The following is a 25440-nucleotide window of genomic DNA, read 5'->3' on the forward strand; positions in this document are numbered from 1 at the left end:
GTCACCATGCCGTCCCCTGCGCCGACTTGAGGCATCCAGTGGTTGGTCGTCCGTCAGAACCAGACGGTGAAGGAGACGGTGACGGAGGCCTTCTTGCCCGTCGCGTCGGTGACGGTCAGCGTCGCGGTGCGCGAACCCCAGGTCGTGGGGGTGCCCGAGACGACGCCGTCGGCGGCGCCCACGCTCAGCCCGGTGGGGAGGTTGGCGGCGGTGAAGGTGTACGGGCCGGTCCCGCCGGAGGCATGGAGGACGAGGCGGACCGGACGGCCCACATAGACGTTCTGGCTGCCGGGATTGGTGAGGGTGGGACTGCCGGTCCCGGGAGCCGTGACGGTCCAGGTGAAGGTGGTCGAACCCGTCTTCCCCGCGCTGTCGGTCGCGGTGATGGTGACGGTGTGGCTGCCCGCGGTCGTCGGGGTGCCCGAGACGGTGCCCGTCGCGGGGGCGATGGTCAAGCCCGGGGGCAGTCCTGTCGCGCTCCACGTGTACGGGGCGGTGCCGCCCTCGGCGCTGTTCTTCAACTCGACCGGGCCACCCGTGGGACTGGTCCTGGAGGAGACGGCGGTGACCGTGACCTCGCCCGGCTGGGGCGACGCGGTGGACAGGGTGACGCCGAACGTGGCGAGGGCCTCGTTCACGGGCTGGAAGATGGTGAACTTCTCGCCGCTGCCACTGGAGCAGGTGGCGCTGCCCCCACCGGAGTGCAGGCCGACCGCCTTGCCTCCGGTCGCCGTGACATAGCTACCGCCCGAGTCGCCGCCGGCGGAGCAGGCGCTGGTGTAGGACAGCCCGTTGATGACGACGTTGCCGTAGTCGACGGTCTGGTCGACCTTCGTCACCTCACCGCACTGCAAGCCGGTGGTCTGGCCGGAATGGCAGACGGCGGTTCCGACGAGGGCGTCCTCGGATCCCGTGAGGGTCACATCGCCCTTGCCCCAGCCGGACACCTTGGACGACAGGTCCCATCCGGCCTGGTCGACGTCGACCAGGCCGAAGTCGCCGTCGCCGGAGTCGACGCTGCCGCTGCCGTTCCTGTTGGAGGTGCCGAGGCGGCTGCCGTCCTTGCCGTACGCGGGCTGATCGACGTCGTTGGTGCAGTGACCGGCGGTGAGGAACGCCTTCGCCCCGCCGGAACGGGTCACGGGGAAGCCTATGGAGCACGGGCTCTCCGTGCCCGGCACCCACTTCTCGCCGCCCACCACGGCCCCGCCCTGCTGACGCGGTACCTCACGCGATTCGGTCACCTCCACCAGATCGCCCAGTCCGGCCAGTCGACCGCGGAGCGCCGCAGTCGTGGCGTCGGACCGACCGGGATCCAGGACGACCTCGACCCGGTCGGTCCGTATGTCGGGTCCCCAGGACGAAACGCCGGCCACACCGGCGGCCCAGGTGCTGATCAGGCGGGTGGTGTCGTCGAGTTGGGCCGTCGAGTGGCGGGCCAGTCGGGGGACGGCACCGGCGCGTTCGACCGCGGCGCTGTCGTCGACGGCGGTGACGTTGGCGTGAAGGCGGCCGTCCGCGGCGTCGAACCACAGGCCGGCGAGCCGGTCACCGAGGCTCGCACGCAAGGTGGTGGCGGCTGCGTTCGCCCTCCGCTCGGCTGCTGTACGCAGAAGCACCCCCTCAGGGGTCAGGCCCAGGTCGCGGGCCATGGCCGCCCGGACGTCCGCCGGAACCGACGGTCCCGGCGCGGGGTCGGAAGCGGCGGCCCGGGCGGGCAGCGCGGCCAGACCGGCCAAGGTGAGCACGGCCAGGGCCGTGGTGACGATGCGCGGATTTCTCGCAGGACGCATGGGGGGAGCACACTCCTTCGGTGCTGGTGGAGACCGGAGCGGGCGCGGAAGAGACGGGGATCGCGCCGCGGAAGTACGAGCGCCGGCCACTGGGATGGGCCCAACTTCACCGCCCACAGGGGCACTTGGCCATCCGGCAGCTCCCTTGACTCACGGCCGGACGGGACTGCTGGAGGTGGGAGCGGCCGGTCGGGATGAGCACCGTGCCCCCGACCGGGATTTTCGGACCTTACGCCCAACTCGGGCGCGCGATAAGGGAGTTACGAGCATCAGGGAACTCCCTTGCACCCACGCCCGACGCGATCGCACCCTTGGCGATGCTCGAAGGGGGGCCTAGCGTGCGGGAGGTGAGCGGAGAAGCACGCGGCGAGATGCGGGGAAGCGGAGGCGTCGGAGGGTGGGACTCCCTCGTCGCCTCGGGCACCGCGTCGCTGGAGCGGCAGGGACGGCTCGCCGTCCACGGCCCCTGGGGCTCGGGCAAGTCGACCCTGGTGGACGAACTGGTGGCCCGGGCCGCCGGCCCCGCGCTCCGCGTCCACGCCCGGGAAGAGGACCAGCACCTGCCCTGCTCGGGCCTCGCCCAACTCTGGGGCGGAGCGCTCCTCACCGGCTCCGTACCGCCGGAAGATCCCGCCGCACGGCTGGGACTGCGCGCCGCGACGGCGCGGGCGTTGGCGGACCACCCCGGGTCGCTGCTGGTCGTGGAGGACGCCCAGTGGCTCGACCCGGTCAGCGCCGACGTGTTGGGGCATTGCGCACGGGCCCTGCCGTCCGATCTGCTCCCGATGGTGGTGGCCGAGCGTTCCGTGCGGCGGCCCGCCCGGGCGGCGGGGCTGCTGGGCGGCTATCCGCCCCTGCTCTCCATGGAGCCCGCGAGCCTCGACGAGACCGCGGCGGTTCTCGACGCTCTGGGCCTGCCGGCCCGCTGGGCCACGGCCGTCCACCGGTACAGCGGCGGCCACCGGGCCCTGCTGGCCGCCTGTTGTGACGACCTGGCCGACGCCTCCCCGGACCCGGGCGCCCTGACCGGCCGGCTGCCTCCGGTGCGGCTGCGCCGGGCCGAGGACCTGGCCGCCGCCTGGCTGGACACGGCACCCCCCGAGGTTCTCGCCACGCTTCGCACGGCGGCCCTGACCACCCGCCCCGATGCCGATCTGCTGCGGCGGGCCGGCTGCCCCGACGCCGACGACCATGTGCGGTACGCGCTGCGAGCCGGACTGCTGGTCCCCCAACTCCCACCGGATCAGCGGGACTTGGCCGACTCCAGCGTACGGTTCGCGGCCGGGGCACTGGCCCGCGTCGCCGCGGTCACCATGGACGCCCGCACCCGACGCCGTACCCATCACGCCCTCGCGGAAGTCGTCCGCGATCCGATCCGGGCGGCCTGGCACCGGGCCATGGCCCAGGACGGCACGGACCCGGCCACGGCGCGGGACACTGCGGGCGCGGCCGTCGCGGCGCGCGCGGCGGGCGAGAGCGGACTCGCCGCCGAACTCATGTGGTGTGCGGCCCGCCTCACGCCGGTCGACCAGGGCGAAGTGCGGCTGGAGCGGCTCACCGAAGCCGCGCACGACGCGGCGGTGGCGGGCGCCTGCGACCTGGCGCACCGGGCGGCCCAGGACATCGCCGAGGCTCACGGAACGCCTTCCCAGCAGGTCAGCGCCGTGTTGGCGGTGATCGACGCCTGCGGTCAGGATCTGACCGGGGCGGAGCCGCTCTTCACGGCGGCCCGCAGGGCTGCGGGGCAGGACCCCGCCCTGCTGGCCGCCATTGAACTGCGGGCCGCCGTCCAGGCCAATGTCGCGGCGGGCGACTCCGCGCGCGCCCTGCGGCACGCGCGCTCGGCCGCCGCACTGGCGCACACCGGAGCGGACGTGGTCCTGGAGGCCGCCGCCCTCACGATGGCGGCCCGCATGGAACGCGTCCTGGGGCGCCTGGAGTCGGCCCCCGCCACCTTGGCCGCGGCCCTCGCGCTGGCCGTCGCGCCGCCGCGCATGGGGATCCGTAACAGCCCCGAATACCTGGCTGCCCGCCACGCCGTGTTCGACGGCCGGTTCACCGAGGCACGGGCGGCCCTGATGGATCTGCTGCCGGTGGCGCTGGGCAGCGGGGGCGCCGAGGACCTCGCGGAGATATGGCGCAGCCTGGCCGAGGTCGACTCCGCGCTCGGAGCGTGTTCACGCGCCCTGCGGTGGGCGGACAGCGCCCTGTCGATCACCGCGACCGCGGATCTGTCACCGGGCCCCGCGTGGTACACGGCCGCGCTGGTCCACAGCCACGGAGGCTCCTTCGACCGGGCGCTGGGGTACGCGACCCGGGCGCTCGGCGCCTCCCGCGCGGAGCACGACGCGCTGCACACCACGCGCAGCCTGTGGATCCTGGGCGCCGTCCACCTGCACGGCGGGCACGTCGACCGGGCGGCCGCGACGCTCGCCGAGGTCGCCGAGTCGGAGGAACGCCCGGGCGCGGACGACCCGGCCATTTTGCGCTGGCAGGCCGACGCCGTCGAAGCCTTCGCCGGCGCGGGGCAGACGGCTCGCGCGCACGCCCTGCTCGACCGCATGCAGCACACGGTCAAGCCGCACGCCTCCCACGCCCTGCTGCGGGCCGCACTGACCCGTTCGCGCGCCGTGTGTGTGCACCAGGACGGAGACAGCGAGGGCGCCGTCGAGCTCCTCGACGACACCGCGCGCGCCTTCGCGACGCTCGGCACGCCCGTCGAAGAGGGGCGCACCCTGCTCGTTCGCGGCCGGGTGGAACGACGCCGGCGTCGGTCCGCAGCCGCCCGCACCGCCTGGGAGCAGGCCCGGACGATCTTCGAGGCCGCCGAGGCCCACCCCTGGATCGCCCTCGCCGACGAGCATCTGAGCCGGCTCACGGGCTTGCCGCCCGGTCCGGGCGGTAGCGCTTCGCGGGCGCCCGGCACGAGCCTGACGGCCCATGAACTGCGTCTCGCGGGACTGATCTGCTCGGGCTGTACCAATCAGGAAGCCGCCCAGCAGATGTTCGTCTCCCGCAAGACGGTGGAGTCGACCCTCAGCCGCATCTACCGCAAGCTCGGCGTCCGCAACCGCACCCAACTCACCGCCGCCCTGCCGCCGCCCACCGGCGCCTGACGGGTCGCACGGACGGTTCCGGCCGTGCACAAAAGCGTTGTGGATGAGCTGAGTTGACGGTACGTCAGTGTGCCGCGCGCTCCCCCTGGACATAGGGGTCCGTCTCGACGTCGTAGGTGCCCGCGTGCAGGGAGAGCTGCTCCACGATCCGCTCCCACTCGGCCAGTTCGGCCAGCCGCCGACCGCCGTCCCCGCGGTCGTCCGCGGCGTCCGCCTCGTCCTCGGAGGGGCTGTCCGGCGCGTCGGCGAGGCGGCGGAACGCGTGAACCGCCTCGCGGTGTCCCATCCCCTGCGCCTGCCGGCGCACGGCCTCGCGCCCGGCCCGCTCGGCCTCCGTGGGGCCCTGCGCCTCGGGGTCGGGCTCGGGCAGCGGCTGCTCGTACGTCATGTGCTGGCCTGCTCTCTGCTGGGTTTCGGGGTCCTGGTACGGACAGGACCGTTCTGCTGCTCTCCGGTCAACGCACCGAACCGTACGCGGAGTTCCACTCCCCCCACGGACGGGTGCACAGCCCGGAGCGTGCCCGACCTTGCGACGGCCACACGGGTCTCAGTGCGTCGGGAATCCGAAGGTGTATCCCTGCTTCTTCAGCCAGGGCAGCAGACGCCGCAGCGCCGCGACGGTCTGAGCGCGGTCACCGCCCGCGTCGTGGAAGAGGAGCGTCGGTCCGCCGTGCACCTCGCGCTGCACGGTGGCGACGATCGCGTCCGTACCCGGACGCTCGAAGTCCTTGCTGTCCACGTTCCAGCCGAGCGGCCGCATGCCCCGGGAAGCGGCGAGCTGACGGCTGTAGGGGGTGAAGGCCCCGCCGGGTGCCCGGTAGTACATCGGGCGTACGCCCCCGGAGGCCTTGGTGATCATGCGTTCGGCGTCGAGTATCTGCTGCGACTGGTAGGTCTCGGACGCCTTGTCCATGGCGGTGTTGTGCGACACCGTGTGGTCACAGAGCCGGTGCCCGGCCGCCACCACCTTCTTGACGAGGTCCGGGTGGGCCTGGGCCTGCGTCCCCACCATGCAGAACGTGGCCTTCACTCCGTACTGCCTCAGCAGGTCGAGGACTTGGGGGGTCCACTTGGGGTCGGGCCCGTCGTCGATGGTGATGTTGATGCCGCGCGGCCCGGCCTCCGAGGTATGGGCGATGGTGTCCGCGACGGGCTCGAGGTCACTGGCGGGCGCGGACGCGGACTCCTTGGGCGACGGCGTGTCCGCGGAACCCGCCTGCGCGGTCCACACCGAGGCACCCGTGGCGAGCATCGTCACCCCTACCGCCGCGCCTGCCACCTTGCCGTACCAACCCCGCCCACCGACGTGCCGTGCCATGCCCGCCCCTTCCACGCAGTCCCTCGACGATCTCCGGTCGCCTTGCGACCACCCGTCAGGACGACGCGTTCACATCAGGGGCTGCCTCTGTTACCAATCACGGACACAGTCGTTGGAGCTCGAAGACAACCTCTGCGAACTACGTCCGGAATCAACCGAATTATGGGCCGGTCGGGTTGATGATCCCGCGTCACTTCCGATGACCGGATCCGCCTCCGAGCCCGACGCGACCGACTCCGCCGCAGGGCGTCCCACGCCTCCGGGCCCTGGTGAGCGGGGTCCGTGCCGTCGCCTCACAAAGTGTTGCCGCATCCCTGGGCAACGGACTTACCTCTTGGTAACTTACAACGCTATTACCCCAAGTAACACGTGCGTCGCCCATCCCCGAGATCCACCTAGTGAGCCGAGGGATCCATGCCCACCACCGCCGTACGACACCTGGCGACCGCGGTCGCCACCGCGCTGGCCTTCACCGCCGCTCCGGCGGCGACCGCCGTGGCCGCGCCGTCCGCCCCCTCCTCCCCGTCCGTGGCGACCAAGGCCGCGCACGACGATCCGTTCTACGCCTACGACGGCAGCGAACCGCTGTCCTCGTTCGCGCCCGGCACCGTACTCAAGACGCGAACCCTCCCCTACCACCTCGCCGGTATCCCCACGCCGGTCAAGGCGGTCCAGCTGCTCTTCCGCACCACCGACGCCCAGGGCCGCCCCTCCGTCGGCGTGACCTCGGTGGTGCGCAGCCCCGGCGGCGACGGCACCAAGGCGGTGTCCTACCAGTCCGCGTACGACTCCCTCAATCCCGCGGACGGCCCGTCCAGGGCGATCGCGGGCAACGTCAGCCTCGGGGGCCTGCTGCCCACCGCCGAATCGCTCGTCCTGGTGCCGTTCCTGCTCCAGGGCTACGACGTCGTCGTCCCGGACACCGAGGGGCAGAGCGCCGACTTCGCGGCCGGCCCCGAGTACGGCACCACTACGCTGGACTCCATCCGGGCGGTCGGCAGATCCCCCGAGACCGGCATGAGCCCCAACACCCGCTTCGGGCTCATCGGTTACTCCGGCGGCGCGATCGCGACTCAGTGGGCGGCCACTCTCGCGCCGAGCTACGCGCCGGACGTCAACCGCAACCTGGTGGGCTTCACCGAGGGAGGGCTGCTGGTCGACCCGGCGCACAACCTCAAGTACGTGGACGGCAGCGTGGTGTGGGCCGGTGTCATTCCCATGGCGCTCATCGGCACCTCACGCTCGTTCGGCATCGACCTGAAGCCCTATATGAACAGCTACGGGCTCGAGGTGTACAAGAAGCTCGAAAACGGCTCCATCGTCAATGCCCTGGCCCAATACCCGGGTCTGACGTGGAAGAAGTTGGCGAAGCCGGAGTACGCCAACCCGAACTCCGTGCCCGAGTTCATCGAGGCCGTCAACAAGCTGAACCTCGGCTCGGCCGCCACCCCGACCGTCCCCGGGTTCATCGCCCAGGGCAACGGTGGCGTACTGGAGGGGACCTTCAGCAACCTTCCGGGCATCGGGACCGGTGACGGGGTCATGGTCGCGGGCGATGTGCGCACGCTGGCCAGGCAGTACTGCGCCACCGGCAACACGTCGATCAAGTACCAGCAGTACGGCGTGCTCAGCCATGTCGGGGCCATCGTCCCCTGGGCTCCGGCCGCACTGAGCTGGCTCAACGACCGCTTCGCGGGGAAGACCGCGCCCTCCGACTGCGGCCGGATCCCGGCGGGGAACTCGCTCGCGCCGGAGAAGCCGACGTCCGCCTCCTGACGGCCCGCGCTTCCCCCGACGGCCCGCGCTTCCCCCGGCTCCCCGGGGTGGAGACGGCTCGTGACGCCATCGCGCGTCACGAGCCCCCGCGCCGGGGCGGCCGGACCCCGGCTCACGCCGGGGTCCGAGTCCGGTCCGGACAGGGCCGGTTCGGTCAGGGCCGCTTCAGTCCCGTTCGGTCCCGTTGCGGGAAAGACTCAGACCGCGCCGGGAAGCCTGACTTCCAGGACGCCGTTGTCGGTCAGACGGGTTTCGAAGGTGGGCTGGGGTGCCGTGGCCGGGCCGCCCACGTTCTCGCCGTCGGCCAGGCGGAAGACGCTCCCGTGCCACGGGCACTCGACGCAACCGTCGGCGACCTTGCCCTGGGACAGGGGTCCCGCCATGTGGCTGCACCGGTCGACCAGTACGCGGAACGCGCCGTCCGCCTCCCGCACCACGAGCAGCGGAACCTCGCCCAGCATCCGCCGGACCCCCTGCCCTTCGGTGAACTCCGCGGCCCTGCCCACCGGGTGCCAGCCCGGCTCCACCAGGTGGTCGACCGGCTCCGTCTTGTTGGCCCCCACTCCCTGGCGGTAGGCGAGATGACCGCCGATCATTCCGCCGACGCTCGCCAGGGTCAGCCCGGCGAACCCGAGCACGCGACCGAGCAACGGCCTGCCCCGGCCCCGTACGACCCAGGAGCCGGCGTACAGACCGATGGCCACGCCGTTCGACGCCGCGTGCACGACTCCGGTACGCAGCTGGCGTTCGGGCTGCTCCGCCCAGTCCACCCATCCCGCCCAGGTGGCGGGCAGGGCCGAGACGACACCCATGCCCACCAGGAGGCGCGCGTGGCGCCCGCCGCCGGGCAGCAGGTCCAGCACCGCCGCGGAGGTCCACGCCCCGATCGGCACCTGCACCAGCACGGGGTGCAACGGATGCCCGATCGGCCGACCCTGGAGGACGGCACGGTAGGGCCCCAGCGGCAGGGCGCGGACGGCCTTCTGGAGGGGACCGGTGACCTTGTCCAGTTGCTTGAGCCCGCCCAGCGCGTCGAGCCCCTTGAGCAGGGTCCGGGCCGCGGCATCACACCCTTCCCCCACGCCTCGTCCCGGGGAGCCCGCCCCGGCCGGCACCGACTTCGCTGACAGGAATCGCATGGGATCCGGTTAACCCCTGCGGCCCGACCCCAAACGGCCCGGGCGCCGCTTGTACCCGTACACGAGCCGCGTCGGCGCACCGGCCCCCGCCCGGTGGTGGGTTCACCGAGGAGCTGGTACGCGGCGGCCGGCCCAGAGGCGGGCCGACCTTTGATTGACTCGGGGCATGAGCGATCTCTTCATCAAGATCTGCGGCCTGCGGGCCGCGCGGGACGTCGACACCTGCGTCGAGGCCGGAGCGGACGCGATCGGCTTCGTCTTCGCGCCCAGCGCGCGAACGGTGGACGCCGCCACGGCGCGGCGGCTGGCGGGCCGGGTGCCGGACCACGTCCTGACCGTAGGCGTCTTTCGCGGCCAGCCGCTGACCGAGGTGCGCAGGCTCACGGAGGAGTGCGGCATCGGCGCGGTTCAGCTGCACGGGGACGAAGGGCCGGAGTACTACGAGGCGCTGCGGGGCCCGGGCCGTACGCTGATCCGAGCCACATCCCAACCCCGCGTCGTTCCTGGGGAGTTGGGCGAGGACCTGCTGCTCCTGGACGCGCCGGAGCCCGGCTCGGGCAAGCCGTGGAACTGGGCCTCCCCCGACTTCGCCGCACCGACCGGCCGCTGGCTCCTCGCGGGCGGTCTGCACCCCGGCAACGTCCGGCACGCGATCGAGACCACCGGGGCCTGGGGAGTGGACGTCTCCAGTGGCGTGGAGAGCGAACGCGGCGTCAAATCGGGCGACTTGATCCGTGCGTTCATCGAGGCGGCCCGCCCACGCCGATAGCCGCACCGGGACACGACCTGCCGCCCGGCCCGCGAGCACCGGCATGAGGTGCCGCAACTGCCGTGCCCGCCAAGCGTGTTGACCCGTACGTCTACGACGGGGGCGGCGCCGGCGTGAGGTCGCAGACCACGCCGAAGTGGTCGGAGGGCCACAGTGGCCGACGGCGTGTGCGGCCGGGCGCGGTGAACGCCAACTCCGCGCGTGCCGCTCGGAGTCGGCCGTTCGTGAGGACGAAATCGATGCGCCGCGCCGGTTCACGGGCCCTGCGCGCGAATGCGTTGTCGGGCGTGAACGTGTGGCCCGGGCCCTGGCCCCCGTCCGCCCACGCGTCCCGCATCCGGCTGGTCAGCCACCGTATCTCCTCGGTGTCCGGGGCCGCGTTCAGGTCGGCCGAGATCACCACCCCCCGGTCGGCGTGCCGGTCCGCGAGCTCCGCGAGGAACCGGACCTGTTGGTGTCTGATGTGCGCGTGCTCCCACTCCCAGGTCAGATGGGTGACGAGCACGGTCGTCGAGCCCACCTCGGCGCACAGCACGGACCGGGGCTCGACGCCCGGCGTCGGCAGCGCAAGCACCTCGTACCGCTCGACGGGCACCCGGGTGAGCAGCGCGTTGCCCTGGCTGAACCCCGCGCGCGCCACGGCCCGGGCATACGTCACGTGGTACCCCAGGTCGTCGGCGATCTGCTCCGCCTGGCATCTCGACCCCCGCCGCCACACCTCTTGCAGCCCGACGACATCAGGGGCGAGGCGGACGAGCTCGGCCCTGATCAGGGGCAGTCGCCGACGCCAGGCCGAGCCCCGGCCCCAGATGTTGAGCGTGGCAGCACGCACCGTATCCACCTCCCCACCGTACCCAGCGGGCCCCCCGTGCCCCGAGGTCTCCGGGACGCCCACCCGTCCCGTGCGGTGTTCAAGATCAGCGGCGGCTGGGCAACCGGGCGGTCTCGGGTGTCGGGGTGTGTCGTGGGGTGGACTTGCGGGAGGGCAGCGTCAGTTGCCACAAGCCGGCCAAGGCGTGACAGGACAAGGGACGGTGGGCTTTGCGGCTGAGGAGTTCCATGCCGAGCGTGGCGGCGAAGTACGCGTCGGCGAGGTCGGTGACGTCGAGGTCCGCGTCGAGCAGGTCCTGGTGGGCCGCCTCCTTCAGGAGGTGGCCCACACAGGCGCGCCACTCGTCCTGGAGCCGTCCCGGCGAGCCCGGTTCGCTCTGGCTGTTGAGGTGGAATCCGGCCCTGGACACGACGTCGGTACGTATCTGCACGGCCAGGGCGTTCGAGATCGCGGTCAGCTTCTGCAAGGCGTCCATGCCCGGTCGTTCGGCCTGTCGGGCCGCCCAGTGCAGGCTCGCCCGCCCCGCGGCCTCCACCTCTTCGAAGAGGTGCGCCTTGGACGCGAAGTGGAAGTGCAGCGCCCCCACACTCATTCCGGCGACGGCACTGATCTCCCGTAAGGACGCCTGGGCATAGCCCCGTTCCTCGAAGACCCGTGCTGCGGCACGAATCAGCGTGTGGCGGGTCTGGACGGCACGCTCCTGCTTCACGTACGACTCCCTCGGCTCTGTCACACCGCGGGTGGGAGCGCGCTCGGGTCGCCCTCACCCTTTCTCCCGGACAGCGTTCTTGGCCCCGTTCGTGTCACACCACCGGACGGGCTCCGCTTCATCTGGGAGGGTGCCGAAGATATTCCGGGCCGCACGGGGCCGCCGACGGGCCGAGTGGAGGCACCCGTCGTGCCGGAGGTCCGCGACACGGGGAGGCGTCAGTCGAGGAGGAGGGGGTTGGGAAGGTCGGCGGCGGGGTGCATGCGAAGGAGGGTGTGGAGGACTCCGGCGAGGCCGGACATGAGGCTCGGCGAGAACGCCTCGCGGGCCAGGCCGCCGACCGGGCCACGCTGTTCGAGGCCGGTGAGGATCTCACCGTCCAGTTGGGCGCGGTCGCCGTGTCCCATGGAGGTCAGGAACTCCCAGAGCCCCAGGTCGCCGTGGCACAGGGTGTGGCTCCAGCCGAAGCCTTCGGCGGCGCAGGCGGTGGCCGCGCGTCGGGCCATGTCGAGGTGGCCGGGGTCACCGGTGCGGCGGTGGAGGTCCAGCATCCCGATGCCGACGCCGGCGCTGCCGTGGCACCAGCTGGTGAAGAAGTCCTCCTCCGCGCCGACGCGGACGTCGAGCCAGTTGCCGTCCCCGGGACGGTAGAGCGACTCCTGGTAGGCGAAGGCCTGTGCGGCGAGGCGGCTCCAGTCGCGGCGTTCGGCCCCGGTGCCCGCGTCCGTGAGGGCGAGCCGGGCCAGCGCCCAGCCGATGCCGGTGGCGCCGTGCGCGAAGCCCCCGATGCCCTCGGGGTTGAGACGAGTGGGCCAACGCGCGCCCGCCGCGTCGATCACGGCAAGGCCGGTTAGCCGCCGCCCGACGTGTGCCGCCGCGTCCAGCCAGTCGGCCTTCCCGGTCGCGGCGGCCAGGTCGAGCAGCGGGACGATCGCCCCGGCCGCGCCGTTGAGGAGGTCCACCTCGATGTCGTCGTCGATCAGCGGGCCTTCGGTGAGCAGCGAGGCCCGCTCGGCGGCCCGCTCCAGCAGCCGGTCCTCGCCCAGGACGCGGTGCAGCGCCAGCCACGTCCACACCTGTGAGGCGGCGCCGCTGAACGCCCCGGCCGACGGGGTCGGCGTCTTGTCCTCGGTGGCGAGCAGCACCCTGAGTGCGCCCTCGAACACCTCGGCCACGCCCGGCACTTCGTCGGCCCGGCCCGCCCGCACCTCGCTCGCGTACTCGGCCAGCGTGAGCGCCACTCCGCCCTGCCCGGTGTAGAGATCGGCGGGCAGCACCCTGATCGACCACCCGGCGGGGGTGAAGACGGGGCTGATCCAGGTGACCGTGCCGTCCTGCCCACGCACCGCCCCGTCGCACAACCGCCGTACCATCTGGGCGGCCAGCGCGCGGCGCCGGCGCTCGCGGTCGCGGGCGTGCGGTTCGCGCGTGGTGGCCTGTACCCGCGGGGGCAGCGAGCGCTCGTTCAGGTACGCGCCGACCAGCGCGTCCTGGATCACCGACTCCTCGAAGGCGAGGTCGGCGGTACGCCAGTCCTCGACGGTGGCGCGCACGGCGGAGGTGTCCACGGTGAAGCCGCACATCGGCACGTCGCCGAGCAGCAGATCCGCGATCTCGGCGTCGATGGGTGCGCGGTCGGTCGGCGCGCCGGGCAACACGTCGGCGTTGCGGCGCAGGATGTCGCGGGCGCGCTCGACAGCCGCCGCCTCGTCGTACAGCGAGGCCGGGTGCCACAGCATCCGGCCGATGTCGACATAGGCCTGGGTGGGCCGCAGGATCCGCCGGGCCCGGACGCCCTCGAAGCGGCGCAGCAGCCGGTACGGGTCGACTCCGGGGCGCCGCAGGTGCGCGGTCATTTCACGGAACCCGGCCAGCACCCGGTCCCAGTACGTGGCGAGGACGGGTGTGGCGGCCGGATGGTTGCCCGCGACGGGCATGGCCACCAGGCCCACCTCGAAGCGCGCCGCGCCGGTACCGCCGTCGGCGATCACCGGGTGCGGGATCAGCGGCTGTTGACCGGGCAGCGCGCCGATCCCGGAGATGTCGACGCCGCCTAGGGCGAAGCCGGTGCCGCGTACGGGCAGCAGTCCGGTGCGCAGCACGGTGCGGCGGATGGCCGTGGCGGCCACGTCCACCGCGTCGCCCCGGCCGCTGGGCGGGAAGGGCGCCGGGGCGTCGAAGAGCGTCTCGGCATCCACGATCACCGGTACGGGCCCCGCGGCGATCATGTTCTCGGCGTGCATGTCCGTGCCGCCGGTGAACCGCAGCACGGCCAGCCAGTGCCCGATGTTCCGGTAGAACACGCCGAGTTCGGCCTCGTCGGCGCAGTAGCGGTGGCCGATGAACTCGGCCCAGCCGTAGCCGTCACGAGGCAGTGTCCTCGGCACACGTATGCGCTGGTCCGGCGCCGGGGCCTCGGGGAGGTCGGCGAACAGGTCGTCCAGGAGCGCGCCGAGGGCCACGTCGGCCTCCGACGGCCTGGGCTTGTACATCACGGTCCCGCAGGCGAAGTCGGCCCGGGTGACGGTGAGTCCGCCGCGATGGGAGTCGCCGGCCCCGAACTCGACGGCCCGCAACTCGCCGGCGGGCGCGCCGAGCAGCGGGCTCAGCAGCGCCCGGTCCGCGCCGAGGCGTTCCGCGAAACCCGCCACGGCCGCCACCGAGAGCCGCGCCACCTCCGCGACGCGGTAGTTCAACGTCGGGTACCGGTCGGCGAGCTGGGCGAGGTAGCCCTCCTCGCAGGCCCGCTCGATGAACGCGTCCCACGTCGCCGTGGAGTCCCGGGCGGCGGAGGCATCCTGCTCACCACCGTCGGCCAGGCGCAGGGCGTGCAGTTCGATCAGGAACAGGCGGGACAGCTTCGCGTGCAGCGACCGGAGCAGCGCCTGGTGGCCGGCGTCCAGGAGTACGTCCCGTTCGTGCCGCCCCAGCGATCCCAGCGCATCGAGCCGCCGGGCCAGTTCGTCCCGCCAGGGGCGGGCGATGGTGCCTACGGGCCGGGCGAAGTGTTCGGTCTCGTCCGACGTCCCCGGCATGGATCCGCTCGCCATCAACCGTCCCCGTTCCACCGCGAGTTCGCGCCCTGCGGGGCGCCCTGAAGGAGCCCGCGACGCGGGCGTCGGTCATGCGACGGGCCCCTCGCGGGACGTCGTTCCACGAAGGGCCCTTTGGTCGGCTGCGACGATCAGCAGCACCAACTCCCGCGCGACCCGCTCGGGCTGGAACAGAAGCCGTAGAGGGAATCGCTCGGGTCGGTGAGCGCCGCCTCGGCGGCGGTCCCCCCTACATAGAGCGGACCGGCCGGGTTGAGCTGGCCGTACGCGCTCTCGGCGCCCGACAGCCAGGCGTGGAGCACCGTGCTTGCGAAAACACCGTTCTGCGACATCGGCGGCCTCCGAACAGAGGGATGGGGCGAACAGCCCAGGCCTGAGTATGGCGATGCCTGAACACCCGTCAGACGCACAATCCGGCCAAATTCGTTTTCAGCCGAAGACCGCCCAGCGGACGGGTGGGCGAGCGCGCCTGCATCGGTCGCACGCCAGACAGCCATCACGCAGCCGTCACGCACGCATGAATAGCGTGCGCAACGCACGCATCCGGTGCTACCGTAAAAGCGAAGCGTGCGCAACGCACGCATCGCTTTCGCTTCTCACGCCCATCGACCACCGAAGGACTCGCCATGACGCGCACCGGCATCGAAGCCGCCCTCAACGACCTGCTGTTCAACCGTGACATCACGCTCGATGAGGCGGCCGACCGTCACTTCACGCCCGACTACCGCCAGCGCACGGACGACGAGTGGGCCGACCGCGGCGCGTTCCTCGACCACATCGGCCACCTCCGCGGCATCATCGCCGGCGGTCACGTGGACGTACACGAGGAGCTGTACGACGGCGACAAGTACGCCGACCGGCACACCTGCCACGTCACCAAGGTCGACGGCACCACCGTCGCCATGGAGGTCTACGTCTTCGCCGACCTCGCCGCAGACGGCCGCTTTCGCCGCATCGAGGAAACCACCCTCATGCTCCAGGGCACCGACGCCGACCGCGATCTCGGCAGCGCCCGCTGACCATCCGGCTCCCCCGGGGCCGGACGCGCCGCTCAGCCGTCAGTACGACTGGTGCGTCAGCCAGAACGACCAGGCGCCGCAGGGGCTTCCATAGCGCCCGTTCATGTAGTTGAGGCCCCACTTGATCTGCGTGGCCGGGTTGGTCTGCCAGTCGGAGCCCGCGGAGCTCATCTTGGAACCGGGCAGCGCCTGAACGAGCCCGTAGGCGGCGCCGTTGGAGGCCGTGTAGTTCCAGCTGGACTCTTTGTTCACGATGTTGCTGAAGCACTGGAACTGATCGGCGGGGATGATCTGGCGGGCGATCGCCTGGACGTCGGAGACCGAGTAGGAGCTCTGCACCTGGAAGGTGCTTCGGCTCGACGCACGGCTGGCGGACTGGGTCTCCAGGTCGCGAGCCTTCGCTTCCTTGTCCGCCTTGTCCGCCTTGTCCTTGTCGGCCTTGCCCTTGACGGCGGCGTCCTTCTTGGCCCTGGCGTCCTGGGCGGCCTTGAGGCGCGCCGCCTCTTCGGCCGCCTTCTTCGCCGCGGCACTGGCCTGCGCCGACTGGGCGTCCGCCTGCTGGGCCAGGGACGCGGTCTGCACCTGGGCCTGCTGGCCGGCGGGTATGTCGGCGAGCAGCGTCGAATCGGAGGCCGTGGCCTCGACGTTGTCGTTCGAAGCGACCGCAGCGCCGCCCCCGGCGACGCCGACGACGGCGCCCACAGTGGTGACCGCGGTGGCGGACGCCACCGCGAATCCCCGTGCCGATATCCGACTCACACGCTTTCCTTCCAGCGGCACCCGCACGGCTGACCTCGCGGACGCAATCATTGCCGTGGCCCGCCCCTCCCCTCCGTCAGGTCACGGAAGGGATTGCCCGTCGGACAACTCCCTTACGGAAGGCGTCGCTTGGTGCTCGGGTGACACACGGCTCAGTTACGGAGTTGAGAGCGTACCTCGATACGGGAGTTGCGGGAGAGCCGTGTGTGGGGCCTTCTGGAAGCCAGACTCTGCTCGAAGTCGACGCCGCCGGGCAATTCTTCACAGCGTGTCAAACCTCACACCTGCCAGGTTCCCGACTGTCCTTCCCACCCCTTCCGCAGGGGGACTACGCGAGATATGGTGCGCGCCCCAGCACACCGCCCCAACACACCGCAGCACCAATGCCGCGACCCAGCGCGGCGACTCACCGGCATCCGCCCGCGATCAGTGCGAGCTGCGCTCGGGGCGGCTCGCCTGCCATTCGCGGCCGATGCCGCGGATCAGTGCCGGGTAGACGCCGAGATACCGGAACGGCTTGATCGCGGCCATGTAGAGACCGCCGAACCGGCCGTTCGGCTTTACCAGGACCGCCATTTGGCCGTGGTAGCCGCCGCTGCCGTCCGGCACCCAGCCGATGTGCAGCACCGCGTGGACCGTTCGGTTGGCCATCTCGGCCGCCCATTCGTCCTGCCGCTGATAGAGCGAGCTGAACTTGTTCGCGCCGAGGTCGGGGCCCCGGAGCCCCTCGAGCAGGTCGGCCGGGAGACGGTCCCGCAAGGAGGGGACCCGGGAGCCGACGCCGGCGTCGGACTTGTCCCAGCCGAGCAGAGCCCCGAGCTTCCAGCGGACGGCGAAGAGCAGCCGGGAGAGCGGGGTGTCCCCGCCCATCCCCCCTCGAATCCCCTCGGCCAACTGACCCACCAGCCACTTCAGGTCGTCGGGCCCGCCGGGCGTGGGCAGCGCCCACACGTCCTCAACGGTGAAGTCGCGGGTCAACTCGTGGATCCGCCACGGCAGTTCGCTGTGTGCGGTACGGAGAAGTCGCATGAGCAGTCCCCCACATCTATACGGCTGCGTATAGATCGAGCATAGCCCCATCTATACGCCCCCGTATACTCGTTGGCGACGTGAGGAGACACACGACATGGGCGCGACTCGCACGCCACGCGACAAATGGATCGAGGAAGGCCTGCGCGCCCTGGTCGCGGGCGGTCCCGACGCCGTCCGCATCGAGGCGCTCGCGCAGGCGCTCGGGGTCAGCAAAGGCGGCTTCTACGGCTATTTTCGCAATCGGGGAGCTCTGCTCACCGAGATGCTCGACACCTGGGAGTACGAGGTCGCCGAGAGCGTGATCCAGCAGGTCGAGCGGGACGGAGGAGACGCGAGGGCCAGGCTGACGAGGCTGTTCGACGTGGCCGACGCCGTCGAGGGCCCCGCACGCGGCGCCGCGGCGGACATCGCGATCCGCGACTGGGCGCGCCGCGACCCGGAGGTGGCCGAGCGCCTGCGCCGCGTCGACAACCGCCGCATGGACTATCTGCGGTCCCTCTTCTCCTCGTTCTGCTCCGACGAGGACGAGGTCGAGGTCCGCTGCCTGCTGACCGTCTCCGTGCGCATCGGTAACCACTTCAACGCGGCAGACAACGGCAAGCGCAGCCGAGCGGACGTCATGGAACTCATCAGGCGGCGGCTCCTGGAGTAGCCGCGCAGCCGTCAGTGAGAGCGGGGACCGGGAGTCGTGGCCCGCGACGTGCCAGGATCAGTACCGGCCAGTAGCTTCGTGGGGCCGAAGAGGTCCGAAGAGGTCCGGAGAGAAGGAGTGGTCATGGCGCGGGTCGTCACAGTCAGCCACAGCATCGTCGTCAGCGTGTCGCCCGAGGTCGTCTACCGGGCGGTGAGCTGCCCGGCCGACATGGGCCGCTGGAGCCCGGAGAACCTCGGCACCACGGATGGGGCGGCGAGGGAACCGGCCGAGCTCGGGTCGGAGTTCGTCGGGCGCAACAAGCGGGGGATGTTCCGCTGGGTGACCAGGTGCACGGTCACGGCGGCCGATCCGGGGCGCCGGTTCGCGTTCCGCGTCCATGCCATCGGGCTGAGCCGGCCTCGGCTGCGCGGCCCGATCGCCACCTGGGAGTACCGCTTCGAGCCGGTCGAAGGAGGCACGCGCATCACCGAGACCTGGGTCGACGACCGCAAGGCCTGGCCCGACTCCGTGGCCAACGTCTTCGACCGCCTCGCCACCTCGGGCAGCACCTTCGCCGCCTTCCAGTCCCGCAACATCAAGGCGACGCTGCGGAATCTCAAGCGGGAGCTGGAAGGCAGCAGGTAAGGCCGGCGGCGGACTCGTCACCCCGCGGCCATGTCCGGGCCGGGCAGCAGGGTCTCGTCCAAGTGGTAGCCGAGTGCCTGCAAGCCGCGCGCGATGGCGACGGCCCTGCGGTGCAGTTCCGCGCGCTCCGGAGACTGGGTGGTCTTCTCGGAGGGGCCCGCCTCGGGGTCGGGCGGGGGCGGAGTGGCGTCCTGCACCGCGTCCCACGCCTCGCGCGCGACGCACTCCGCCACCCGGTCGTCCACCCGGTCGTCGTCCTGCCCAGGCCGCTCGCCTCCGCCCGCCTCCGCGCCTTGATCCGCGAGCGGGCCGGCCGCGCCTTCCTGCTGCGTACGTGCCGATGTCCGGCGCATGTAGGCGTCGATCGCGAGGCGGGCCTCGTGGACGTCGGCCGACTCATCTCCGCTGCGTTCCGTCTCTGCCGTCATGCAACGCAACGTAAACGCCGCCTCGCCCGAGGGCCTCGACGCCACGCGCTCATTTGGTGGACTGGCTGAGCGGGGGCCCCCCGTTGACCTCCGCGTCGGGCCCGTGGGAGTCGGGTCCCCCGAAGGTGGCGGCCTCCGCGCTGCGGGGGAACATGGCCTGCTCGTACGCGGTGAGCGCGGCCTCGATGTCGCCGGGGTGCGAGGCGAGCGCGAGGCCGAGGTCGGCTCCGTCGAGCATGGCCAGGTTGGCGCCCTCGCCGTTCGGGACCGACAGGTGGGCGGCGTCGCCGAGCAGGGTCACCCCGGGCACCCTGTCCCACCGGTGGTCGATCGGCAGGGCGTACAGGGGGCGCAGGATCGGTGCGGTGTCGGCTTCGGTGATCAGGGCGGTGAGTTCCGGCGCCCAGCCGTCGAATTCCCGCGCGATGGCTGCGAGGGCCGCGGTGGCATCGGCGAAGTCGATCGCGTCGAACCATTCCTGCGGCTCGTACAGACCCAGGTAGGCGTGCAGCGTGTCGCCCTTCTCCCGGTGGGCGAACATCTCCCGGTCCGGCCTGAGCGCGATCATCGCACCGCCACCGACCGTCTTCGCGGCACGCGGATGCCGGGTGTCGGCCTCGAACAGATAGGTCTCGACGACCGATTTGCCGATGTACTCGGGTGTGACGGCGGAGACCAGGGGCCTGACCCGTGACCAGGCGCCGTCCGCGCCGACCAGCAGAGCGGTGTCGACAGTGGTGCCATCGGCGAACGTCACTTGGTGGCGTCCTTCGCCGAGGGCACGCGTGCCGCTGACCTTGCGCCCCCACTGGACGGTGCCGGCGGGCAGTGAGTCGAGGAAGATCTGTCGCAGCTCGCCACGCAGCACCTCGGGGCGGCCGCCCGTGCCGTCGTCGGCGATCTCGTGGAGGACGGTTCCGTCCGGGTCGAGGACCCGCATCGCCTGACGGCCCTCCAGGATGAGGCCGCGAAACTCATCCATCAACTCGGCTGCCTCGACGGCGAGTTGGCCGTTGTAGTCGTGGATGTCGAACATGCCGCCCTGCGAGCGGGCCGTCGGTGAGGATTCCGCTTCATAGACGGTCGCGGGTATCCCATGGAGGTGCAGAACGCGGGCGAGCGTGAGGCCGCCGAGGCCGGCGCCGATGATCGTGACGGGAGTGGTCATGCGGGGTGTCCCCCTCGGGTCGGGCACCCCGGCCGGGCGGCCCCGGCAGGTCACGCCGGGGGCGCCGTTCCAGTGGGCCGGGACGGTGCGAGCTGGTGGGCGGCGCCGTTGCTTCCCGGCGCCGTCAGCTCCAATGTCCCGGCGGCCACCGACAAACCACCGACAATTCACTACCCCTTACCGACAGTCGCCCGACCGCGGTTCAGGCCCGGTAGCCCGAGGCTCGGGGCGGGGTCGTCCGTGCGCGGCGGTAGCCGTAGGTCGGCCGGGGTCCTTGGGCGGGGCCGATCGCGAACGGGCGGCTGGTGGCGAGGAGTCGGCTGCCACGGGAGACCTGGATCCAGTACGTGCCCCGGGGGACATGGGGCACGGTGACGGTCGCGCCGCCGCGGTCCGGGTCGACCTCGGCCGCCAACTGCGAGACCGCGCCGCGCCATTGGTCGGCGGTGACCAGTTTCAGGCTCACCGGACGCCGGTCCCGCGCCGTCAGCGGGAGACGCCACAGGATCTGGCGCCGAGTACCGCAGGCCCACGCGGTGGAGCCGCAGGGCGCATACACGTCCAGGGGCTGGGGTTCGGGGCGCCACTCGGGCACGTCACTCGTGACGCTGGTGGCCAACTCCCAGGCCCGGTCCAGCTCATGACGTGGGGGTGCCATGCTGCTGCTCCCTCCTCCTGGCGGGCGACTGCGCACCCGGCCAGACCGATGTGGCGCGTCTTCGCGCTCAGGTCAGTGCGGTGGGGAGGGGGCGCCTCAGGCGGCCACCGCGTCCCAGATCTGCTGGCGGCTGGGGCGGTGCGGGCGCAGCGGAGCCCGCTCGGAGAGCGTGGACATCCAGGCGCCGATCTCCCTCAGCTCCCTCCGGCCCACGGCGGCCCGGACGTGCGGGAACAACGCGTTGTCCTCGGTGTCCATGTGCCGCTCCACGATGTCCATCAGGAGGCGGGCCTTCGGGTCGTAGGAAATGTCCTCGGGACGCATCTCGTGCAGCTCGGCCGCCAGCACTTCGGCGATGTGGTGCTCTTCCCGCAGAGCCAGGATGGTCGGCTCGGTTTCGGGCGCCAAGACGGAGACCCGTGGGTACATGCCCTCGCATTCGATGTACGTGTACACGGCCAGCGCACGCAGGAGCTGATCCACCGCCTCGGGATCCTCTCCGAGGCGGTAGGAGCGGATCAACCGCCTGATCTCCTTGTGGCCTTCCCGCAGCATCACGATCGCGTCGCTGGTGGGCATGGGCAGCTCCCCGGGGGCTCAGGACTCACTTCCGTAACAGGCCGATACCCGGCAAAACAGACGCCCACACGTCATGGGCGCGAGGGCTACCCTCCGCCATCGCCTGGGCACGGAAGGTGCCTGGCGGGCGCCCGTCAGGACACCGCTGGCCGTCGCGGCGCGGTGCGCGCCCCCACCTCAGGCGCGGGAATGTGGGGCGAAGTCGACGTCCGCGGTGTCGACCGTCCCGGCCGTGCGGCCGGGGGCCGAGTGAGAGCGCCAGTACAGATTGGTGTGGGCGATGACCTGGGCCGGCGACGGCGCACCGAAACGCGACAGGTCGTCCGTCGTGTGGGCATCGCCGACGAGCGTCGCGTCGTAGCCGCGGGTGATCGCGCCGTGCAGCGTCGAGCGGATGCATGCGTCGGTCTGGGCGCCGGCGACCAGGAGGCGGCCGATGCCGCGCGCGGCCAGCACCGACTCCAGTTCGGTCTCCTCGAAGGAGTCGCCGTACGCCTTCTGCACCAGCGGCTCGGATTCGCGCCGCACGAGCTCGGGCACGTACTCCCACGGCTCAGTACCGGTGACCAACTCCTCGTCGTTGTGCTGGATCCAGATCACGTCCACGTCGGCGGCGCGTGCCTTGTCGATCAGGGTGGCGATCTTCGCGACGACACCGTCCCGGTCGTGCGCCTGCGCCACCACGCCGTTCTGCACATCGATGACCAGCACGGCGGTGTTCGGACGGTTGACGAGCGTGGTCATGGCACTTCCCTCGGGGTTGCTGCTGATGGCTGGGGTTCCCTCGCCGCGGCGAGGTGGATACGGGTGGCGGCGTCGAGGGCCGCGCGGTTGAAGTCGTGGATGCGGGGCGCGGCCCGCGCGGTGAGCCAGACCGGGGCCCATTCGAGCGGTGGGGCGTCGCTGAAGGGGAGGTAGGCGACGTCGGAGCGCGCGTAGTAGTGCATGGCCTGGGCGCCCACGATGAACGCGCCCTGGTCGGCTCCGATGAGCGCCAGCGCCTCTTGGAAGGTCTCGAACTCCGGGCCGGCTTCGACGGGGTGGCCCGCGGGCGTGTACAGGGGGGTGCGCGCCGTACGCCAGTGGGTGGGGACCGATCTGGCCTGGAGGAGCTTGACCGCGGTGAGGTCCTCGAGGGAGACCGATTCCCGCCCCGCCAGGGGGTGTTCGCGGGAGACGGCGAGCATGCGGCGCTCGGAGTACAGCACGGGTCCCACCGCCGTGCCGGCCTCTTGGTGGGGCAGGGACACGATGAGCAGGTCCACGTCCCCGTCGCGCAGCCTGGGGTAGCTGTCGGCGATCTGTAGTTCCCTGGGCTGGGCCCGGTGGCCCGGATGACGTTCGGCGTACAGCTGCGCCGCGTGCACCATGAGCTGTCCCGAGGCGGCTCCCACGAACCCGACCCGCAGCACGCTCTGGATGCCCTGCGCCGCGTCGACCGCCCGGTGCAGGCCGGCCCTCAACTGCTCGTACGGGGGCAGGAGGTCCTCGTGCAGCTGCCGGCCCGCGGGGGTCAGGCGGACGTAACGGCTCGTGCGCTCGAACAGGGGCGTCCCGATGTGCCGTTCCAGCTTCTTGATGCTCTGGCTGATCCGGCCGGTGGTCAGGTGCAGGCGTTCCGCGGTCCGGCCGAAGTGCAGTTCCTCGGCCAGGGTCAGGAACGCCTCCAGCTCCAGCCGTTCGAGCACCGCTTCCCCCTCGGTTGAGCCCGATTAAACGATCGCTGCACTATCTCATCTTGTTGACGCCTGTGCCGCGTTGCAGTCTTGGCCCGCGGCTGTTCGTCCGCGCGGCGCGGTCGCCGATGCGTGACCATGACCACCACCCCCGGCAGGCGACGGGCTTCGCTCTGCCCTACCGCCCTCACCGCGAGATGAGTTCTTCCAGATCGGAATCATCATGTCCTTGCTCGATTCGAGAAAAGCCGTCGCCGAATCCGTCGATGAACCAGTGCCGCTCCGCCGCTGGCTGGCCGTCGTCACGATGGCGGTCGGCACTTTCGCCCTGGTCACCGTGGAGTCGCTGCCCGTGGGGCTGCTCCCGCTCATCGGGGGCTCGCTCCATGTCTCCGAGGGGACGGCCGGTTTGATGGTGACCGTCCCCGGCCTGGTGGCCTCCGCCACGGCGCCCCTGCTGCCGGTGGCGATCCGGCGCCTGGACCGCAGGGCCGTCCTGATGGGGCTCATCGTCCTGATGGTGGCGGCCAACGCGCTGTCCGCGACGGCGCCCACCTTCGCGGTCCTGCTCGGCTCGCGGTTCCTCATCGGGGTCAGCATCGGCGGGTTCTGGGCCCTCGCGGCCGGGCTGGCCGTCCGGCTGGTCCCCGAGCGTTTCGTCCCCCGTGCCATCTCCGTCGTCTTCGCGGGTGCGACCGCCGCCAATGTGCTGGGCGTCCCGGCCGGAACACTGATCGGCGGATTCACCAGCTGGCGGGTGGCGTTCGTGGCGGTGGCGGGGCTCGGTCTCCTCGTCCTGGTGGCCCTGCTCGTCCTGATGCCGCCCATGCCGGCCCAGCAGGCGGTCCAACTGCGCGCTCTGCCAAGGGAATTGCGCAACCCGGTCGTCCGGGCCGGCGTGCTCACCACCTTCCTCCTGGTCAGCGGTCACTTCGCCGCCTTCACCTTCATCAGCCCGCTGCTCCAGTCGGTCTCCGGCATCGACGCGACCACGGTGGGCCCGCTCCTCCTGGCGTTCGGCGCCGCCGGTGTCCTCGGCAACTTCCTCGCCGGCGCCGCCGCGGAACGCGACATCCGCGCCACCATCGTGACCATCAGCGTTCTCCTCACGGCCGTCCTCGCACTGTTCCCCCTCATCGGCCGCACCCCGGTCAGCGGGGCGGTCCTGCTCATCGGATGGGGGCTGGCCTTCGGCGGTGTGCCGGTCGGCGTGCAGACCTGGATCCTCAAGGCGGCACCCGAGTCCACCGAGGCCGCCACCGCGCTCAACACCTCGGTGTTCAACCTCGCCATCGCGCTCGGCGCCCTGTTCGGCGGCATCGTCGCCGACCACATGGCGCTCACCGGTGTCCTGACGACCGGGGCCGTTCTCGCCGTCCTCACCTCCCTGGCGCTGTGGAGCGCCCGCAGCGCACAGCAGCGCCCCGACGCGAGCCTCCCCCGGTGACGAGGCCCGCCGACGACGCGGTGCAGCCACGAAAGGAATCCGTATGTTCTCTCCCTTCACGGTCACAGCGGCCGACACCCTGCTGTACGGCGTCGACAGCCGCGGCGAGGCTCCCCCGCTGCTCTTCCTCAACGGCACCTTCGCGACCCAGCAGTCCTGGAGGCGCGTCGTCGAACGGCTCGACGCCAGGTATCGCACCATCACCTTCGACGCCCGGGGGCGCGGAAGATCGGGCCGCTCGTCCGACTACTCGCTCCGCGGCGCCATCGACGACACGGACCGGGTCATCGACGCGGCGGCGGTGCGGCGCCCCCCTGTCCTGGTCGGTCACTCCTACGGCGCGACGCTCGCCGTCTGTTACGCCGCCGAGTACCCGGACCAGGTCGGCGGGCTCGTCCTCATCGACGGCGCCCACCCCGTGTCGCTGCTCGACGGAGCACGCAAGGACGACGTACGCCGTCACTTCCGCCGGCGCGGACGGGTCACCCGGCGCCTGGCTCCGCTGGGCCGCTCCGTACGGATGACGCCCGAACAGTGCGCGGAGGTCATCATCGAAATGGACGCCGTCAACGGGGAGTTGGCGGCCGACCTCGCCGCGTTGCGCTGTCCGGCCGTCTTCGTGACGGACATCGGGGGCCGCGCCGACACCTCGCCCCGGGACGCCGCCGCGATACGCGCGGCCGTGGGCAGGGCCGTCGTCGACAACCCGTCTGTCATGGCGCTGCCCACCGGGCGACGCGACCCCACACAGCCCCTCGCCAAGGATCCCGAGGTCGTGGTCGCCGCCCTCGCGGCGGTCGTCCAGCGGTCCGAGCCGGTGGGCCATCGGTGACGGTCGCCCCGCCCCCGGGACCACCGCTGAGGCCGACGGTGCGGCTGGTGATTAGAAT

24 protein-coding genes are annotated in these 25440 nt (G+C 71.7%); 8 read left to right on the forward strand and 16 right to left on the reverse strand.

Going from position 1 to position 25440, the window contains the following annotated elements; genetic code table 11:
- Positions 1–53 precede the first annotated feature (53 nt).
- Entirely contained in the window at positions 54–1793 is a 1740-nt protein-coding gene (locus DWB77_RS04695; RefSeq protein WP_162952426.1) for a putative Ig domain-containing protein, read from the reverse strand.
- A gap of 347 nt (positions 1794–2140) precedes the next feature.
- Between DWB77_RS04695 and DWB77_RS04700 the strand changes: the two genes are divergently transcribed.
- Entirely contained in the window at positions 2141–4909 is a 2769-nt protein-coding gene (locus DWB77_RS04700) for a LuxR family transcriptional regulator (protein WP_162952427.1), read from the forward strand.
- A 64-nt stretch (positions 4910–4973) separates the two neighbouring features.
- Here DWB77_RS04700 and DWB77_RS04705 read toward each other — a convergent pair whose 3' ends face one another.
- Together DWB77_RS04705 and DWB77_RS04710 are read right to left on the reverse strand one after the other, a co-directional pair.
- Positions 4974–5297 carry a hypothetical protein gene (locus tag DWB77_RS04705; protein ID WP_120720022.1) on the reverse strand — a complete coding sequence of 108 codons (324 nt, stop codon included), beginning with the start codon at positions 5295–5297 and terminating at the stop codon, positions 4974–4976.
- A gap of 159 nt (positions 5298–5456) precedes the next feature.
- Positions 5457–6227, reverse strand: coding sequence for a polysaccharide deacetylase family protein (locus DWB77_RS04710; RefSeq protein WP_120720023.1), 771 nt, complete (start codon positions 6225–6227; stop codon positions 5457–5459).
- Between the two features lie 414 nt (positions 6228–6641).
- Here DWB77_RS04710 and DWB77_RS04715 point away from each other — a divergent pair, with 414 nt between their 5' ends.
- The gene (locus tag DWB77_RS04715; RefSeq protein WP_120720024.1) at positions 6642–8003 is read left to right on the forward strand and encodes a lipase family protein; all 1362 of its coding nucleotides are present in this window, start codon (positions 6642–6644) and stop codon (positions 8001–8003) included.
- Positions 8004–8200: 197 nt separating this feature from the next.
- Here DWB77_RS04715 and DWB77_RS04720 read toward each other — a convergent pair whose 3' ends face one another.
- A complete protein-coding gene (locus tag DWB77_RS04720) occupies positions 8201–9142 on the reverse strand; it encodes a Rieske 2Fe-2S domain-containing protein (protein WP_120720025.1) in 942 nt (313 codons plus the stop codon).
- Positions 9143–9308: 166 nt separating this feature from the next.
- Between DWB77_RS04720 and DWB77_RS04725 the strand changes: the two genes are divergently transcribed.
- Positions 9309–9911, forward strand: coding sequence for a phosphoribosylanthranilate isomerase (locus DWB77_RS04725; protein ID WP_120720026.1), 603 nt, complete (start codon positions 9309–9311; stop codon positions 9909–9911).
- A 91-nt stretch (positions 9912–10002) separates the two neighbouring features.
- Here the strand turns inward: DWB77_RS04725 and DWB77_RS04730 are convergent, their stop codons facing one another.
- From DWB77_RS04730 to DWB77_RS04745, 4 genes are all read right to left on the reverse strand, one after another.
- Positions 10003–10743: an endonuclease/exonuclease/phosphatase family protein gene (locus DWB77_RS04730; protein WP_162952428.1), complete on the reverse strand. Its 741-nt coding sequence runs from the start codon at positions 10741–10743 to the stop codon at positions 10003–10005.
- Positions 10744–10828: 85 nt separating this feature from the next.
- Positions 10829–11452: a ScbR family autoregulator-binding transcription factor gene (locus DWB77_RS04735; RefSeq protein ID WP_162952429.1), complete on the reverse strand. Its 624-nt coding sequence runs from the start codon at positions 11450–11452 to the stop codon at positions 10829–10831.
- Positions 11453–11670: 218 nt separating this feature from the next.
- On the reverse strand, positions 11671–14502 hold the full coding sequence (locus DWB77_RS04740) for a type 2 lanthipeptide synthetase LanM family protein (protein WP_216826830.1): 2832 nt from the start codon (positions 14500–14502) through the stop codon (positions 11671–11673).
- A gap of 134 nt (positions 14503–14636) precedes the next feature.
- On the reverse strand, positions 14637–14837 hold the full coding sequence (locus tag DWB77_RS04745) for a DUF6229 family protein (protein WP_120720029.1): 201 nt from the start codon (positions 14835–14837) through the stop codon (positions 14637–14639).
- 294 nt (positions 14838–15131) lie between these two features.
- Between DWB77_RS04745 and DWB77_RS04750 the strand changes: the two genes are divergently transcribed.
- The gene (locus tag DWB77_RS04750) at positions 15132–15524 is read left to right on the forward strand and encodes a nuclear transport factor 2 family protein (protein ID WP_120720030.1); all 393 of its coding nucleotides are present in this window, start codon (positions 15132–15134) and stop codon (positions 15522–15524) included.
- A 39-nt stretch (positions 15525–15563) separates the two neighbouring features.
- Here DWB77_RS04750 and DWB77_RS04755 read toward each other — a convergent pair whose 3' ends face one another.
- Together DWB77_RS04755 and DWB77_RS04760 are read right to left on the reverse strand one after the other, a co-directional pair.
- Positions 15564–16283 (reverse strand): lytic transglycosylase domain-containing protein, encoded by a 720-nt coding sequence (locus DWB77_RS04755; protein WP_120720031.1) that lies wholly within the window; start codon positions 16281–16283, stop codon positions 15564–15566.
- 426 nt (positions 16284–16709) lie between these two features.
- On the reverse strand, positions 16710–17312 hold the full coding sequence (locus DWB77_RS04760) for a DUF2867 domain-containing protein (protein ID WP_120720032.1): 603 nt from the start codon (positions 17310–17312) through the stop codon (positions 16710–16712).
- 97 nt (positions 17313–17409) lie between these two features.
- On the opposite strand from DWB77_RS04760, the gene DWB77_RS04765 reads away from it, so the two are divergent.
- Together DWB77_RS04765 and DWB77_RS04770 are read left to right on the forward strand one after the other, a co-directional pair.
- Positions 17410–17967: a TetR/AcrR family transcriptional regulator gene (locus DWB77_RS04765; RefSeq protein WP_120720033.1), complete on the forward strand. Its 558-nt coding sequence runs from the start codon at positions 17410–17412 to the stop codon at positions 17965–17967.
- 123 nt (positions 17968–18090) lie between these two features.
- Positions 18091–18594, forward strand: coding sequence for an SRPBCC family protein (locus DWB77_RS04770; protein WP_120720034.1), 504 nt, complete (start codon positions 18091–18093; stop codon positions 18592–18594).
- Between the two features lie 17 nt (positions 18595–18611).
- Here DWB77_RS04770 and DWB77_RS04775 read toward each other — a convergent pair whose 3' ends face one another.
- The 6 genes from DWB77_RS04775 to DWB77_RS04800 form a co-directional block, all read right to left on the reverse strand.
- Positions 18612–19022: a hypothetical protein gene (locus tag DWB77_RS04775; RefSeq protein ID WP_162952430.1), complete on the reverse strand. Its 411-nt coding sequence runs from the start codon at positions 19020–19022 to the stop codon at positions 18612–18614.
- Positions 19023–19071: 49 nt separating this feature from the next.
- Positions 19072–20190 (reverse strand): FAD-dependent oxidoreductase, encoded by a 1119-nt coding sequence (locus tag DWB77_RS04780; RefSeq protein ID WP_120720036.1) that lies wholly within the window; start codon positions 20188–20190, stop codon positions 19072–19074.
- 202 nt (positions 20191–20392) lie between these two features.
- Positions 20393–20848 carry a hypothetical protein gene (locus DWB77_RS04785; RefSeq protein WP_120720037.1) on the reverse strand — a complete coding sequence of 152 codons (456 nt, stop codon included), beginning with the start codon at positions 20846–20848 and terminating at the stop codon, positions 20393–20395.
- A gap of 96 nt (positions 20849–20944) precedes the next feature.
- Complete coding sequence (locus DWB77_RS04790; RefSeq protein ID WP_120720038.1) at positions 20945–21427, reverse strand: hemerythrin domain-containing protein; 483 nt, start codon at positions 21425–21427, stop codon at positions 20945–20947.
- A gap of 177 nt (positions 21428–21604) precedes the next feature.
- Positions 21605–22171 (reverse strand): isochorismatase family protein, encoded by a 567-nt coding sequence (locus DWB77_RS04795; RefSeq protein ID WP_120720039.1) that lies wholly within the window; start codon positions 22169–22171, stop codon positions 21605–21607.
- Positions 22168–23115: a LysR family transcriptional regulator gene (locus DWB77_RS04800; RefSeq protein ID WP_120720040.1), complete on the reverse strand. Its 948-nt coding sequence runs from the start codon at positions 23113–23115 to the stop codon at positions 22168–22170. Before DWB77_RS04800 ends, DWB77_RS04795 begins: the two co-directional genes overlap by 4 nt.
- A gap of 217 nt (positions 23116–23332) precedes the next feature.
- On the opposite strand from DWB77_RS04800, the gene DWB77_RS04805 reads away from it, so the two are divergent.
- On the forward strand, positions 23333–24550 hold the full coding sequence (locus DWB77_RS04805) for an MFS transporter (RefSeq protein ID WP_246033411.1): 1218 nt from the start codon (positions 23333–23335) through the stop codon (positions 24548–24550).
- Positions 24551–24593: 43 nt separating this feature from the next.
- Positions 24594–25382, forward strand: coding sequence for an alpha/beta fold hydrolase (locus tag DWB77_RS04810; protein WP_120720042.1), 789 nt, complete (start codon positions 24594–24596; stop codon positions 25380–25382).
- The last annotated feature ends 58 nt before the right edge of the window (positions 25383–25440 follow it).

Origin of the sequence: Streptomyces hundungensis, assembly GCF_003627815.1 — a bacterium.
GTDB lineage: Bacteria > Actinomycetota > Actinomycetes > Streptomycetales > Streptomycetaceae > Streptomyces > Streptomyces hundungensis_A.

Coding starts and splice junctions, on each gene's coding strand:
- DWB77_RS04740 (WP_216826830.1), bottom strand. CDS start 14,502: ATGGCGAGCGGATCCATGCCGGGGACGTCGGACGAGACCGAACACTTC.
- DWB77_RS04780 (WP_120720036.1), bottom strand. CDS start 20,190: ATGACCACTCCCGTCACGATCATCGGCGCCGGCCTCGGCGGCCTCACG.
- DWB77_RS04810 (WP_120720042.1), top strand. CDS start 24,594: ATGTTCTCTCCCTTCACGGTCACAGCGGCCGACACCCTGCTGTACGGC.
- DWB77_RS04760 (WP_120720032.1), bottom strand. CDS start 17,312: ATGCGACTTCTCCGTACCGCACACAGCGAACTGCCGTGGCGGATCCAC.
- DWB77_RS04745 (WP_120720029.1), bottom strand. CDS start 14,837: ATGTCGCAGAACGGTGTTTTCGCAAGCACGGTGCTCCACGCCTGGCTG.
- DWB77_RS04725 (WP_120720026.1), top strand. CDS start 9,309: ATGAGCGATCTCTTCATCAAGATCTGCGGCCTGCGGGCCGCGCGGGAC.
- DWB77_RS04790 (WP_120720038.1), bottom strand. CDS start 21,427: ATGCCCACCAGCGACGCGATCGTGATGCTGCGGGAAGGCCACAAGGAG.
- DWB77_RS04770 (WP_120720034.1), top strand. CDS start 18,091: ATGGCGCGGGTCGTCACAGTCAGCCACAGCATCGTCGTCAGCGTGTCG.
- DWB77_RS04720 (WP_120720025.1), bottom strand. CDS start 9,142: ATGCGATTCCTGTCAGCGAAGTCGGTGCCGGCCGGGGCGGGCTCCCCG.
- DWB77_RS04695 (WP_162952426.1), bottom strand. CDS start 1,793: ATGCGTCCTGCGAGAAATCCGCGCATCGTCACCACGGCCCTGGCCGTG.
- DWB77_RS04750 (WP_120720030.1), top strand. CDS start 15,132: ATGACGCGCACCGGCATCGAAGCCGCCCTCAACGACCTGCTGTTCAAC.
- DWB77_RS04705 (WP_120720022.1), bottom strand. CDS start 5,297: ATGACGTACGAGCAGCCGCTGCCCGAGCCCGACCCCGAGGCGCAGGGC.
- DWB77_RS04715 (WP_120720024.1), top strand. CDS start 6,642: ATGCCCACCACCGCCGTACGACACCTGGCGACCGCGGTCGCCACCGCG.
- DWB77_RS04795 (WP_120720039.1), bottom strand. CDS start 22,171: ATGACCACGCTCGTCAACCGTCCGAACACCGCCGTGCTGGTCATCGAT.
- DWB77_RS04710 (WP_120720023.1), bottom strand. CDS start 6,227: ATGGCACGGCACGTCGGTGGGCGGGGTTGGTACGGCAAGGTGGCAGGC.
- DWB77_RS04765 (WP_120720033.1), top strand. CDS start 17,410: ATGGGCGCGACTCGCACGCCACGCGACAAATGGATCGAGGAAGGCCTG.
- DWB77_RS04785 (WP_120720037.1), bottom strand. CDS start 20,848: ATGGCACCCCCACGTCATGAGCTGGACCGGGCCTGGGAGTTGGCCACC.
- DWB77_RS04775 (WP_162952430.1), bottom strand. CDS start 19,022: ATGACGGCAGAGACGGAACGCAGCGGAGATGAGTCGGCCGACGTCCAC.